10 protein-coding genes are annotated in these 13,080 nt (G+C 69.4%); 5 read left to right on the forward strand and 5 right to left on the reverse strand.

Translation table 11 applies throughout. The features are described from left to right. Positions 1-1,352, reverse strand: a 1,352-nt coding sequence (locus tag VSO01S_RS23475) for a 3-deoxy-D-manno-octulosonic acid transferase (RefSeq protein WP_068645211.1), incomplete at its 3' end; no start/stop codon positions are given. A gap of 97 nt (positions 1,353-1,449) precedes the next feature. Continuing rightward, positions 1,450-2,832 (reverse strand): phosphomannomutase/phosphoglucomutase, encoded by a 1,383-nt coding sequence (locus VSO01S_RS23480; RefSeq protein ID WP_068645203.1) that lies wholly within the window; start codon positions 2,830-2,832, stop codon positions 1,450-1,452. A gap of 116 nt (positions 2,833-2,948) precedes the next feature. Here VSO01S_RS23480 and VSO01S_RS23485 point away from each other — a divergent pair, with 116 nt between their 5' ends. The 5 genes from VSO01S_RS23485 to VSO01S_RS23505 are packed head-to-tail and all read left to right on the forward strand — an operon-like array spanning position 2,949 to position 8,024. Continuing rightward, entirely contained in the window at positions 2,949-4,487 is a 1,539-nt protein-coding gene (locus VSO01S_RS23485; protein ID WP_068645204.1) for an Ada metal-binding domain-containing protein, read from the forward strand. A 16-nt stretch (positions 4,488-4,503) separates the two neighbouring features. Continuing rightward, the gene (locus tag VSO01S_RS23490; RefSeq protein ID WP_068645205.1) at positions 4,504-5,010 is read left to right on the forward strand and encodes a methylated-DNA--[protein]-cysteine S-methyltransferase; all 507 of its coding nucleotides are present in this window, start codon (positions 4,504-4,506) and stop codon (positions 5,008-5,010) included. After that, on the forward strand, positions 5,007-5,987 hold the full coding sequence (locus VSO01S_RS23495; RefSeq protein WP_084242072.1) for a DMT family transporter: 981 nt from the start codon (positions 5,007-5,009) through the stop codon (positions 5,985-5,987). Before VSO01S_RS23490 ends, VSO01S_RS23495 begins: the two co-directional genes overlap by 4 nt. 52 nt (positions 5,988-6,039) lie before the next feature. Beyond that, the gene (locus tag VSO01S_RS23500; protein WP_068645206.1) at positions 6,040-6,747 is read left to right on the forward strand and encodes a c-type cytochrome; all 708 of its coding nucleotides are present in this window, start codon (positions 6,040-6,042) and stop codon (positions 6,745-6,747) included. A gap of 5 nt (positions 6,748-6,752) precedes the next feature. Next, positions 6,753-8,024, forward strand: a complete 1,272-nt coding sequence (locus tag VSO01S_RS23505; RefSeq protein WP_068645207.1) for a c-type cytochrome — start codon at positions 6,753-6,755, stop codon at positions 8,022-8,024. 14 nt (positions 8,025-8,038) lie between these two features. Here VSO01S_RS23505 and VSO01S_RS23510 read toward each other — a convergent pair whose 3' ends face one another. The 3 genes from VSO01S_RS23510 to VSO01S_RS23520 form a co-directional block, all read right to left on the reverse strand. Continuing rightward, on the reverse strand, positions 8,039-8,962 hold the full coding sequence (locus VSO01S_RS23510) for a hypothetical protein (RefSeq protein ID WP_068645208.1): 924 nt from the start codon (positions 8,960-8,962) through the stop codon (positions 8,039-8,041). A gap of 156 nt (positions 8,963-9,118) precedes the next feature. Next, positions 9,119-12,166: an FAD-binding and (Fe-S)-binding domain-containing protein gene (locus VSO01S_RS23515; protein WP_068645209.1), complete on the reverse strand. Its 3,048-nt coding sequence runs from the start codon at positions 12,164-12,166 to the stop codon at positions 9,119-9,121. A gap of 8 nt (positions 12,167-12,174) precedes the next feature. Next, a complete protein-coding gene (locus VSO01S_RS23520; RefSeq protein WP_068645210.1) occupies positions 12,175-12,879 on the reverse strand; it encodes a GntR family transcriptional regulator in 705 nt (234 codons plus the stop codon). Positions 12,880-13,080 lie beyond the last annotated feature (201 nt).

Raw genomic sequence — 13,080 nt, forward strand, 5'->3', positions numbered from 1 at the left:
TCCGGTTCGGCCACCGACTCGCTGACGGCCGGCTGGCGCGCCAGCAGCATGCCGATGGCCGCTGCGGTGCGCGCCGCGGCGCCCCGGTGGGCCGACGAGAAGGACAGCGCCGCCTGCACCATCGTGTTCTGGCGGACCGGGTCGGCCATGAGCGTGAGCGCGTTCACCACGGCCTGCTCCATGTCTTCCACGCGCAGCGAGGCGCCGGACGCCACCGACAGCTCCGCCGCCTCGGCAAAGTTGAAGGTGGAAGGGCCCATGATCACCGGGCAGCCGCAGGCGGCCGCCTCGATCAGGTTCTGGCCGCCCAGCGGCTCGAAGCTGCCGCCCAGGAGCGCCACGTCGGCCAGGCCGTAGTACAGCGCCATCTCGCCCAGCGAATCGCCCAGCCAGATCTCGGTGTCGCCACCCTGCGCCCCCGCTTGCGCACTGCGGCGCGAGCACAGGAAGCCCTTGGACTCGATGAGCTGCGCCACCTCGTCGAAACGCTGCGGATGGCGCGGCACGATCATCCACTGCACCGCCTGCACCGGCAGGTGCACCTTCTTGCCGGCCGCCGGCGACCAGCCCACCGGCGGCGCATGCCGCAGGTGCTGCAGCACATCGAGCAGCAGGCGCTCCTCGCCGTCGCGCGAGCTGGCGAACACGACCACCGGCTTGGGCAGCTGCTCGCGCAGGCGGGCGGCCCGGCCCAGCTGGATCGAGTCGGGCGTGGCGTCGAACTTGAGGTTGCCGTACACGCCGTCGACCTTGGCGCCGGCGGAGACCAGGCGATGCGAATCGGCCTCGGTCTGCGCCCACACGGCCGCCAGCGAGGCATAGGTGGGCCTCGCAAGCCAGGCCAGCCGCTTGGCCGAGGCCAGCGACTTCTCGTTCAGGCGCGCGTTGGCCAGCGCCAGCGGAATGCCGCGCTCCGCGCACGCCGCGGTGAGCACCGGCCAGATCTCGGTTTCCATCAGGATGCCGATGCGCGGGCGAAAGCGGTCGAGAAAGCGGCGCACCACCTCGGGCGTGTCCCACGGCTGCCAGACCTGCAGGTCGTCCGGGCCGAGCAGGCGCGCGCCCTCTTCCCGGCCGGTGGCGGTGCCGTTGGTGAGAAGCACGCGCAGCGATGGATCCTGGTGGCGCAGCGCATCGATCAGGATGCCGGCGGCGCGCGTTTCGCCGAGCGACACGGCATGGATCCACACCCAGCCGGTGCCCGACATGGCCTCGTCATAGCGGCCGAAGCGCTCCTCCACCGCAATGGCGTAGCCGGGTTCGGCCACGGCGCGGCGCCGCAGCTTGCGGCGCAGCATCGGCTGCAACAGCCAGGTGGCGGCGCCGTAAAGACGCAACAGAAGGGAATGCAAATTGGAAGTCCGTTGAGCTTCGTGCAGGCCGCGGCGCCTCAGCCCCTGCGGGGACGGGCCCGGCTGCACGAAGTGCGAAGTTCGAAAATGGCGTGCATCAGTGCGCGGCAGCGGCCAGCTGCGCGTCGGGCTTGACCGACTTCAGCAGCGCCAGCATGTCGTGCTCGATGCGTTCGAGCGCCGCCTGGGTCCGGCCTTCGAAGCGCAGCACCAGCACCGGGGTGGTGTTGGACGCACGAATGAGGCCGAAGCCATCGGGCCAGTCCACCCGCACGCCGTCGATGGTGAGCACCTTGGCAGGCGCAGCGAAGCTGGCCTTGCGCATGAGTTCGTCCACCACCTTGTGCGGCTCGCCTTCGGCGCAGGCCACATTGAGCTCGGGCGTGGAGAAGCTGGTGGGCAAGGCGTTGAGCACATCGCTCGCGTTCGGGCTCTTGCTGAGGATCTCCAGCAGGCGGCAGCCCGCATAGGTGCCGTCGTCGAAGCCGAACCAGCGCTCCTTGAAGAAGATGTGGCCGCTCATCTCGCCGCCCAGGGGCGAATTCACCTCCTTCATGCGCGCCTTGATGAGCGAGTGTCCGGTCTTGTAGATCTCGGCCTTGCCGCCGGCCGCCTCGATGGCGGGCGCCAGGCGCTGCGAGCACTTCACGTCGTAGATGATGGTGCGGCCGGGCACGCGCGAGAGCACGTCCTTGGCGAACAGCATCATCTGCCGATCGGGGAAGATGTTCTGCCCGTCCTTGGTGACGATGCCCAGGCGGTCGCCGTCGCCGTCGAAGGCCAGGCCCAGCTCGGCATCGCCCGACTGCAGCGCGGCGATCAGGTCCTTGAGGTTCTCGGGCTTGCTCGGGTCCGGATGGTGGTTGGGAAAGTTGCCGTCCACTTCGCTGAAGAGCTCGGTCACTTCGCAGCCCAGCGCACGGAAGATGGCCGGTGCCGAGGCGCCCGCCACGCCGTTGCCGCAGTCCACCACCACCTTGAGCGGGCGGGCCAGCTTGACGTCGCCCACGATGCGCTTGGTGTAGTCGGCCAGCACGTCGGCCTGGCGCACGCTGCCGCCGTCCAGCAGCGGCGCGCTGTCATCTTCCATGACCTGGCGCAGGCGCTGGATCTCCTCGCCATAGATGGCGCGGCCGGCCAGCACCATCTTGAAGCCGTTGTAGTCCTTGGGGTTGTGGCTGCCCGTGACCTGGATGCCGCTGTTGCACAGCGTGCTGGCCGCGAAATAGAGCATGGGCGTGGTCACCATGCCCACGTCGATCACTTCGATGCCGGTGGCCACCAGGCCGCGGATCAGCGCTTCGCTGAGGGCCGGGCCCGACAGGCGGCCGTCGCGGCCCACGGCCACGGTCTTCTCGCCGGCGGCGCGGGCCGCGGCACCGAATGCCTTGCCCAGTGCTTCGGCTACCGGGGCGTCAAGCGTGGCCGGCACCACACCGCGAATGTCGTAGGCCTTGAAGATGGAGGCGCTGAATTTCATGGTCACCCTGCTACTTGAGTTTTCGAATTGGGGACGGTCATTGTAGGGGCCGGGTTCGGGACTCATATGTCCGAAAATGGCCAATTCGCGGCCCTCGCGGGCCTACCATCCACTCCATGAACACGCCCGAACTCGAAAGCGACGCCTGCTACCTGGCCCTCAAGGCGCACGATGCGCGCTTCGACGGCAGTTTCTTCACGGCTGTTACCTCCACTGGCATTTATTGCCGGCCGGTGTGCCGGGTGAAGACGCCGCGGCGCGAGAACTGCCGCTTCTTCCGCCACGCGGCCCAGGCGGAAGCGGCGGGCTTTCGCCCTTGCCTGCGCTGCCGGCCCGAACTGGCGCCGCGCGCAGCCAGCTGGACGACGCAGGACGCCTCGCGCATCCTGGCGCTGCAGGCCGCCCGCCTGATCGACGAGCCCGACGCCTGGCCCGATGCGGCCGAAGGCGAAGCCCCGGGCGCCGCCCGCATCGCGCAGCGGCTGGGCGTGAGCGACCGGCACCTGCGCCGCATTTTCGAGGCGAACTTCGGCGTCTCGCCGCTGCAGTACCTGCAGACGCGCCGCCTGCTCGCCGCCAAGCAGCTGATCGCCGACACGCGCCTGCCCATGGCCCAGGTGGCGCTGGCCAGCGGCTTCGCGAGCGTGCGGCGCTTCAACGCCGCCTTCATGGACCATTACGGCCTCAACCCCAGCGCCCTGCGCCGGGCGGGCGAGGGCCAGGCGGCGGCCGGCAAGGGGCAGGCGGTGGAAGTGCGCATCGGCTTCAGGCCGCCCTACGACCACGCGGCCATGATCGGCTTCTTCGGCCGGCGCGCACTGCGCGGCGTCGAGCTGCCGATGGCGGACGCCAGCGCCTATGCCCGCACCTTGCGCGTCCTGCATGGCGGCGCCGCGCACACCGGCTGGCTGCGCGTCCAGATCGACGAGCCGCGCCAGCAGGCGCTGCTCGAAGTGAGTGAATCGCTGGCCGGCGTGCTGCCCATCGTGATCAGCCGGGTGCGCGCCATGCTCGACCTCGATGCCGAGCCCATGGCCATCAACGCGGCCTTGCATGCGAGCTTTCCGCAGGGCGACGGCATCCGCGTGCCGGGCACTGTGGACGGCTTCGAGCTGGCGGTGCGTGCCGTGCTGGGCCAGCAGATCACGGTGGCGGCGGCGCGCACGCTCGGCTCGCGCCTCGTCGAGGCGCTGGGCGAGCCCGTCGACACGCCGGTGCCAGGGCTGGACCGGCTCTTCCCCTCGCCCGAGGCGCTGGCCAAGGCCGACCCGGACCTGCTCGGGCGCCTGGGCATCGTGCGCCAGCGGCAGGCCGCGCTGCAGGCCCTGGCGCGGGAAGCCTGCGAAGGCCGCCTGCGCCTGCATCCGGGCGCGGACGTGCCCGCCACGCTGGCCGCCTTGCAGGCCCTGCCCGGCATCGGCGACTGGACGGCGCAGTACATCGCCATGCGTGCGCTGCGCTGGCCCGACGCCTTCCCGTCCGGCGACGTGGCGCTGCAGAAAGCCCTGGGCGTGAGCGGCGCACGCGCCGCGGCCCAGGCCTCGCAAGCCTGGCAGCCATGGCGCAGCTATGCCGTGCTTCGTGCCTGGCATACGCCGCCGGCGGCCCCTACCCAACCCGATGACGCGCCGGTGCCAGCCGCCGTCATCTCATGAGCGGAGAATCGAGATCATGAAGTTCAGCAAGAACGTTCCCATCTACACGCTGCACATGGACACGGCGCTCGGCGGCGTGACCCTCGCCGCCACCGACCAGGGCCTGGCGGGCGTCTGGTTCGACGAGCAGCGCCATGCCCCCGACACCACCGGCTGGATCGCCGCGCCCGAGCATCCCGTGCTGCGCCAGGCCGCCGTGCAGCTGGCCGCTTACTTCGAGGGCACGAGCCAGCATTTCGACATGCCGCTGGACCTGTCGCACGGCACGCAGTTCCAGCAGGCCGTGTGGCAGGCCCTGCTGCGCATTCCGCGCGGCGGCACCACCAGCTACGGCCGGCTGGGCGCCGACATCGGCAAGCCGGCGGCGGTGCGCGCCGTGGGCGCGGCGGTGGGCCGCAACCCGATCAGCGTGGTGGTGCCCTGCCACCGCGTGCTGGGCACGGACGGCTCGCTCACCGGCTATGCCGGCGGGCTGGACCGCAAGATCCGCCTGCTGCAACTCGAGGGGGCATCGCATTCATGAGCGAAGGCGAATGTACGGCCCGCGCTGAAGTCCAGGCCCTGACCGCCCCCGCGCCGGCACCGCAGAAGAGCAGCCGCAGCTGGGTCATCGACCTGGTGCTGCTGGCCGCGCTGTGGGGCGCCTCCTTCCTGTTCATGCGCATCGGCGCCGCGGAGTTCGGCGCCATTCCCACCGCCGGCGTGCGCGTGACCATTGCCATGCTGGTGCTGCTGCCGCTCATGTGGATGCGCGGCCAGACCGGCGACTTCGTGCGCAACTGGAAGGCCGCGCTGCTGGTGGGCGTTTCCAATTCGGGGCTGCCGTTCGCGCTGTTCGCCTTCGCGCTGCTGTCCATCAACAGCGGGCTGGCGGCGGTTCTGAACGCCACCGTGCCGATGTTCGGCGCACTGGTGGCATGGGCCTGGTTCCGCGAGCGGCCGGACAACTCGCGCCTGGCGGGCCTGGCGATCGGCTTCGTCGGCGTGGCGCTGCTGGCCGGGCACAGCGCCGGCTTCAAGAGCGAAGGCGGCGTCTCGCCGGTGTGGGCGGTGCTGGCCTGCCTGGGTGCCTGCCTGAGCTACGGCATCTCGGCCAACGCCACGCGCCGCTACCTGACGGGCGTGCCGGCCTTTGCCACCGCGGCCGGCAGCCAGGTGGGCGCCAGCCTGGCGCTGGCCGTGCCCACCTGGTACTTCTGGCCCGCGCAGATGCCCAGCACCCAGGCCTGGCTGGCGCTGCTGGCCGTGGGCGTGGCCTGTACCGGGCTGGCCTATGTGCTGTTCTTCCGCCTGATCGCCCACGCCGGGCCGCAGCGCGCGCTCACGGTGACCTTCCTGGTGCCGGTGTTCGCCGTGTTCTATGGCGTCATCTTCCTGGATGAAGAGATCACCTCCTGGATGCTGATGTGCGCGGCGGTCATCGTCTGCGGCGTGGCGCTGTCCACCGGCCTGGTGCGGCTGGGCCGCAGGAAGAAGACGGAAGCGGCCGCGGCCCCCTGAGGCAAATTGCCCAATCTCCGCGCGGCGGACAAATGTGGTCGAATCGCGCTCAATGACCGCATCGTCCGTCCGCCGCCAACTGCTCGCCGGCCTTTTGTCCGCACTGGCGTGCGCGTCGGCATGGACAGCCACCGTGCCCGACACCATCGAGCAGCGGGTCGCCGCCTGCATTGCGTGCCACGGCCGCGAGGGTTCCAGCAGCAATTCCGGCTACTTCCCCCGCCTGTCGGGCAAGCCGGCCGGCTACCTGTTCAACCAGCTGCAGAGCTTTCGCGACGGGCGGCGCTTTCACAGCGACATGGTCTACATGACGCGCCACCTGTCGGACGCGTACATGCGCGAGATGGCCGAGTACTTCGCCAGCCTCGACCTGCCTTACCCGCGCGTGAGCACCGCCACCGATGCGAGCGCACAGGTGCTGGCGCACGGACAGGCGCTGGCGCTCAAGGGCGATGCGGCGCGCGGCATTCCGGCCTGCGTGGCCTGCCACGGCTCGGCGCTGATGGGCGTGCAGCCGGGCGTGCCGCCGCTGCTGGGGCTGCCGCGCCTGTACATCGCATCGCAGCTGGGCGCCTGGCTCACCGACGACCGCCACGCGCTGCCGCCGGACTGCATGACCGATGTGGGCCGCAAGCTGAGCAGCGCCGACATCAACGCGGTCGCGAGCTGGCTGGCCACGCAGCCGGTGCCGGCCAACACCCATCCTGCCAAGTCGCCGCCAGCGCCGCTGCCGATGAAGTGCAGCGCGATGCCGGAGTAAGCGACATGCTCAAGCGCATCGTCTACACCTTGACCGGCCTGGCCCTGCTGCTGGCCCTGGCCTTCCTGGCGCTGGTGGCGCTCAACCTGCGCGGCGAAGACAAGCTGCCGCCCACACCCACGCCCTTCGAAAGCACGCAGGCATTGGTCGAGCGCGGCCGCTACCTGGCCCTGGCGGGCAACTGCGCCGGCTGCCACACGGTGCGCGGCGGCGCACCCTACGCTGGCGGCCTGGGCATCGGCACGCCCTTCGGCACCATCTACTCGAGCAACCTCACGCCCGATGCAACGAACGGCATCGGCAGCTGGAGCGTGGACCACTTCTGGCGCGCCATGCACAACGGCCGCTCGAAGCGCGGGCGGCTGCTGTATCCGGCCTTTCCGTACCCGAGCTTCACCAAGCTGACGCGCGAGGATTCGGACGCGCTCTATGCCTACCTGCGCAGCGTGCCGGCCGCAAGCCAGGCCAATACGCGGCATGCCCTGCGCTTTCCGTACAACACGCAGCTGGCGCTGGCGGTATGGCGTGCCCTCTCGTTCACGCCCGGCGTCTTCGAAAAGGACCCGGCCAAGCCCGCCGAATGGAACCGCGGCGCCTACCTGGTGGAAGGCGCCGGGCACTGCATCGCCTGCCACGGCGCGCGCAACTCGCTGGGCGCCACGCAAGACCAGCGCGGCCTGTCCGGCGGATTGATCCCCGGCGAGAACTGGTACGCGCCGGCCCTCAATGCCGCCGACGAAGCAGGCGTGGCTAACTGGACGCTCGACGAGGTCGTGGCGCTGCTGCACAGCGGCACCTCGGCGCGCGGATCGGTCATGGGGCCCATGGCCGATGTGGTCTGGGGCAGCACCCAGCACCTGAGCCAAGAGGACGTCAAGGCCATTGCGGTGTACCTGCGCCAGTTGCCGCAGACGCCTGCGCCGGCCCGTCCGCCCGGGCCGCTGGCCCGCGATCCGGCCGTGATGGCGCGCGGCAGCGCCATCTACGACCAGCGCTGCGCCTACTGCCACGGCGACAAGGGTGAAGGCGCCCCTGGCGCCTATCCGCCGCTGGCCGGCAATCGCGCGGTGAACATGGAAACCCCCGCCAATCTCGTGCAGATCCTGCGGCACGGCGGTTTCCTGCCCACCACGGCGGGCAATCCGCGCCCGTACGGCATGCCGCCATTCGGCTCGGTCCTGGACGACCAGGAGATCGCCGCGGTGCTCACCTACGTGCGCGGTTCGTGGGGCAACGATGCGCCACCCGTGGGCATGGCAGACGCGATGCGGCGCTAGAGAAGCCCCCCGGCTCAATAGGCGCCGGGCGGCGCCTTGGCGCCAAGACGCCGGTAGCGAGCGGCAGCAATCCAATGGCCCAGGGGCGCCTTCAATGAATCCATTGCCGCAGACTGCCCCGGATACGAGGGCGACATGCCCATGCGCCGCAGGATGCGGTTGAACTGGTGCACCTGCGCGGTCCGCCGCGTGACCGAGGTGTAGAAATTGACGCCGAGCGAGATCGAGATGCCGTCGCCTGGCTTGACCCAGCTCGTGTCGGTCCTGGTCATGTGCGGCGAGGTGGATGGAAAGTACACGCCATCGCCCGGGCCGGTATTGAACTCGCTGCTGCGCGCACGAAAGGACTCCTGGTAAGGCGTCTGGACGCCGCCGGCAATGAAGCCCTCGACGCCGGGCGCCGGGATGACCTCACGGTCGGCGCAGTCCCAGACGTTCATGGTCTTGCGTCCGCGCAGCTGCAGCCAGAAGTTGTTCTCTCGGTCGATGTGAAAGGGCGTGACCGAAGGCGGCGCCGAAATGAAGATGAAGCCGGTGACCAGGAAGATGCCGGGCTGCTCCGGCTCGATGACCGGCCGCAGGTCGTCGATGATGCGATCGAGCGCGGCCTGGTAGCGGGGGATCGTCTCGACGTTGTAGAGCGCCAGCCACGAGCCGGGCTCTTCCATGCGCGCGAAGACCTCGTCGATCGACAAGCCCTGCGGATGCTTCGGTTCGTGCACGAACGCGGAACCCTGGGTGGCCCCGGGCCGCTGGAAGCGGCACTGGCCGGCGGGCATCAGTTCATGGGCCAGCGCCTGCAGCGCAGACAGCTGGAACAAGGGATGCTCGTTGATGTTGTGCCGCAGCGGACTCATCCGCCGCGTACTGAAACTTGCAGGCTCGGCGGGCCACACCCGGTAAGGCGAAGCACCCTGCTCCGCGTCCATGCTCTTCATCACGCCACCTCCTCGGTGGGCTGCCTGCGAGCGCCGGCCTGGCCCATCTCCATGTAGGACAAACGTATCACAACCGTCACTAAATGAAAATCGCCCAAGCGGGTTAGATACCGGCTCGGGCCTTCGCCCGCCGTGCCGGCGATGAAAGGCAAAAGCTCAGGCGAGCTGCGCGGCCAGCAGCCGCGCCACGTGGATCGCCTCGCGCTGCGCGCCGTCGGCGATCTGGTGGCGGCAGCTGGTGCCGTCGGCCACCACGACGGCGTCGGGCTTGTTGCGCACCGCGGGCAGCAGGCTGGCTTCGGCCATCTGCATCGAGACCTCGTAGTGCGATGCCTCGTAGCCGAAGCTGCCCGCCATGCCGCAGCACGAACTCTCGATGAGTTCCGGCTTCGCGCCCGGAATCAGCTTCAGCACTTCGAGGATCGGGCTGACGGCGCCGAAGGCTTTCTGGTGGCAGTGGCCGTGCAGCAGGATCGGCTTGTCGGCCGCCTTGAGCGCCAGCCGGAAGCGGCCCGCCTTCATCTCGCGCGCAATGAATTCCTCGAACAGCAGCGCCTGCGCGCCCACCGTTTCGGCCTTGGCACCCAGGCCCATGACCAGCGCCTCGTCGCGCAGCGTCAGCAGGCACGAGGGCTCGAGCCCGACGATGGCGATGCCCGCTTCGGCCAGCGGCAGCAGCGCGTCGATCAGCGCGCCGGCGCGGGCCTTGGCCTCTTCCACCATGCCGCCGGCCAGGTAGGTGCGGCCGCAGCAGTGATGGCCGCCGTCCTTTTGCACCGTGTGCAGCGCATAGCCGGCCGCGGCCAGCACGCGCGCGGCGGCCAGCGCGTTCTCGCTCTCGAAATTTCCATTGAAGGTGTCGACGAACAGCACCGCGACCGGGCGCCCTTCCCGCGCCAATGCGACGGCCTGTTCGCGGCTCACGAACATCGTCGAGGCATCGGCGCTGCGCCAGAAGGTGTCGCTGCGCCACGCGGGCAGCGAGCGCTTGGCCGACAGCCCCAGCATCTTCTCGCCGAGCCAGCGCGCGCCCGGCACGCTGTTGCGCAGGTTGAAGAGCCACGGCACGCGGCTGGCTGCCTGCGCGTAGTCCGGCAGGCGGGCAATGAGCCGGTCCTTGAGCGTGTGCCCGTGCCGCTTCTTGTAGTGCGACAGGAACTCGATCTTCATCTTCGCCATGTCGACGCCGGTCGGGCAGTCGCGCTTGCAGCCCTTGCAGCCCACGCACAGGTCCATGGTCTCGTGCATGGCTTCGCTGGTGAAGGCGTCGGGGCCGAGCTGCCCCGAGATCGCCAGGCGCAGCGTGTTGGCGCGCCCGCGCGTGAGGTGCTGCTCGTCGCGCGTCACCCGGTAGCTCGGGCACATGGTGCCGGCGTCGAACTTGCGGCAATGGCCGTTGTTGTTGCACATCTCCACGGCCTTCGCGAAGCCGCCGGTGACGTCGCCGCCCGTGCCCGGCGCCGTGGTCACCTCGGTGACCGGGTCGGCCTGCACATTCCAGGCGGACCAGTCGAGCACGGGTGTGATCGCAATGCGCTTGTACGGCCTGGGCGCGGTGGGCGGCGCAAAGCGGAACAGCGAACCGTCGTCCATCTTCGGCGGATCGATGATCTTGCCGGGGTTGAACAGGTTGGCCGGATCGAGCTTGTTCTTGATCGAACGGAAGGCCTCGTTGATGGCCGGGCCGAACTGCCATTCGATCCACTCGCCGCGGCACAGGCCGTCGCCGTGCTCGCCGCTGAAGGCGCCCTTGTACTTGCGCACCAGCGCGCTGGCCTCTTCGGCAATGGCGCGCATCTTGGCAGCGCCGTCGGTGCGCATGTCCAGGATCGGCCGCACATGCAGCGTGCCCACCGACGCATGCGCGTACCAGGTGCCGCGGCTGCCATAGCGGGCAAACACCTCGCTCAGGCCGTCGGTGTATTCGGCCAGGTGCTCCAGCGGCACGGCGCAGTCCTCGATGAAGCTCACCGGCTTGCCGTCGCCCTTGAGGCTCATCATGATGTTGAGCCCCGCCTTGCGCACTTCCCACAGGTTCTTCTGCGGCGCATCGTCCTGCATCTGGACCACGCTGCCCGGCAGGCCGAGCTCGCCCATCAGGTCGACCAGGTCCTTGAGCCTGGGCAGCAGCGCGGCCTTGTCGCTGCCCGAGAACTCCACCAGCAAAATCGCGGCGGGCCGGCCGATCAGCGCGGTCTCGATGGTCGGCTTGAACGCGGGGTTGGCCAGGCTCAGCTCGATCATCGTGCGGTCGACCAGCTCGACCGCGGTGGGGCCGAGCTTGACGATGTGCTGCGCCGAATCCATGGCCGCATGGAAGCTCGGGAAGTTGACCACGCCCAGCACCTTGGCGCGCGGCAGCTCGGCCAGCTTGAGCGTCAGGCTGCGGGTGTAGGCCAGCGTGCCTTCGGCGCCGACGAGCAGGTGTGCGAGGTTGACGCTGCCGTCCGCCGTGTAGGGCTTCTCGCTCTGGTTGTCGAAGATGTCGAGGTTGTAGCCGGCCACCCGCCGCATCACCTTGGGCCAGCGCGCGTGGATCTGCTCGCGGTGCTGCACCGCCAGCTGCTGCACGTGCCGGGCGATGTCGCCCGCGCGGGCGCCCAGGCCGGACACCGGGCCGAAGTCGACCAGTTCGCCATCGGACAGCCATGCGCTCGCGCCGACGACGTTGTGCACCATGTTGCCGTAGGCGATGGAGCGCGAACCGCAGGAGTTGTTGCCCGCCATGCCGCCCAGCGTGGCCTGGGCGCTGGTGGACACATCCACCGGATACCAGAGCCCGTGCGGCTTGAGCTGCGCATTGAGATGGTCGAGCACCATGCCCGGCTCCACCGTGACGGTGCGGCGTTCCAGGTCCAGGTCCAGCACGCGGCGGAAGTGCTTGCTGTTGTCGATCACCAGCGCCGCGCCGGTGGTCTGGCCGCACTGGCTGGTGCCGCCGCCGCGCGCCAGCACCGGCACCTTCAGGTCGCGCGCGATGTCGATGGCGGTGGCAATGTCGCGCTCGGTGCGTGGCACCAGCACGCCCGCCGGCATGATCTGGTAGATGGACGCGTCGGTCGCATAGCGGCCGCGCGAGGCATCGTCGAAAAGGACCTCGCCCTGCGTCTCGGCAGACAGGCGCCTGGCGAGCGCCTCGCAGGTTTCGTTGGGGGGCAGGACGGTGCCGGCTGGCTGCAGCTGGCTCGCGGGCTCGATGCGCATGGGTGGTGTCAGTTCTTGGCCGCGCTCTTGCCGCTGGGCCGTGGATAGATCTCGCCGGCGCGCAGCAGCTCCAGCACGGTGTCGCGCTTGCGGTTCAGGTGTTCGATCAGCACCTGGCGCATGGCGGCCGGGTCGCGCGCCGCGAGCGCGTCGATCATGCGGCCGTGCTCGGCCACCGCCGCGCCCCATTTGCCTTCGTCCTGGTTGGTGCGAAAGCGCAGCGACTGCACGCGCGCGTTGATGGAGCGGTAGGTGCTGGTGAGCACCGGGTTCTTGGCCGCGTCGTTGATGGCCGAATGGATGCGTGCATTGATGCGGTAGTAGCCCGACAGGTCGCGCCGCGCAAAGCAGGCCATCATTTCGTAGTTCAGTGCGCGCAGCTCGGCCAGCTCCTCGTCGGTGATGCGCTGCGCCGCCAGTTCGCCCGACATGGCTTCGAGCATCGAGAGCAGCTCGAAGGTGTTGACGACGTCAGCCTCGGTCAGCTTCACGGCCACCGCGCCCCGGTTGGGCAGCAGGTCGACCAGCCCCTCGGCCGCCAGCAGCTTGATCGCCTCGCGCAGCGGCGTGCGCGACACGCGCAGCTGTTCGCACAGTTCGCGCTCGTTGAGCTTGGCGCCGGGCGCGATGTGGCCTTCGATGAGCATGGTGCGCAGCCGCGCTGCCACCTGGTCGTGCAGCGCCAGGCGCGAGATTTCGATGACTTCAGCCATTCCGTCCTTCCTTGGGCTGCATTTTGCATGCAAAACCAACCCACCTCAATCGTGGTGACTAGGTGATAACCATCATTCCACTTTGCATTTTGAATGCAAAACTGAAAAAGAAAGGACGGATCACCCATGCTTCAACTCGACTCCCACCCCACCGGCAGGCACTTCCTGCAGATTCCCGGCCCGAGCCCGGTGCCGACCGCA

This window comes from Variovorax soli NBRC 106424 (genome assembly GCF_001591385.1).
Lineage (GTDB): Bacteria > Pseudomonadota > Gammaproteobacteria > Burkholderiales > Burkholderiaceae_C > Variovorax > Variovorax soli.

What these genes read in the sequence shown, in the direction of transcription:
- VSO01S_RS23505 (WP_068645207.1), top strand. Translation starts at nt 6,753, where the DNA reads ATGCTCAAGCGCATCGTCTACACCTTGACCGGCCTGGCCCTGCTGCTG.
- VSO01S_RS23510 (WP_068645208.1), bottom strand. Translation starts at nt 8,962, where the DNA reads ATGAAGAGCATGGACGCGGAGCAGGGTGCTTCGCCTTACCGGGTGTGG.
- VSO01S_RS23500 (WP_068645206.1), top strand. Translation starts at nt 6,040, where the DNA reads ATGACCGCATCGTCCGTCCGCCGCCAACTGCTCGCCGGCCTTTTGTCC.
- VSO01S_RS23520 (WP_068645210.1), bottom strand. Translation starts at nt 12,879, where the DNA reads ATGGCTGAAGTCATCGAAATCTCGCGCCTGGCGCTGCACGACCAGGTG.
- VSO01S_RS23485 (WP_068645204.1), top strand. Translation starts at nt 2,949, where the DNA reads ATGAACACGCCCGAACTCGAAAGCGACGCCTGCTACCTGGCCCTCAAG.
- VSO01S_RS23490 (WP_068645205.1), top strand. Translation starts at nt 4,504, where the DNA reads ATGAAGTTCAGCAAGAACGTTCCCATCTACACGCTGCACATGGACACG.
- VSO01S_RS23480 (WP_068645203.1), bottom strand. Translation starts at nt 2,832, where the DNA reads ATGAAATTCAGCGCCTCCATCTTCAAGGCCTACGACATTCGCGGTGTG.
- VSO01S_RS23515 (WP_068645209.1), bottom strand. Translation starts at nt 12,166, where the DNA reads ATGCGCATCGAGCCCGCGAGCCAGCTGCAGCCAGCCGGCACCGTCCTG.
- VSO01S_RS23495 (WP_084242072.1), top strand. Translation starts at nt 5,007, where the DNA reads ATGAGCGAAGGCGAATGTACGGCCCGCGCTGAAGTCCAGGCCCTGACC.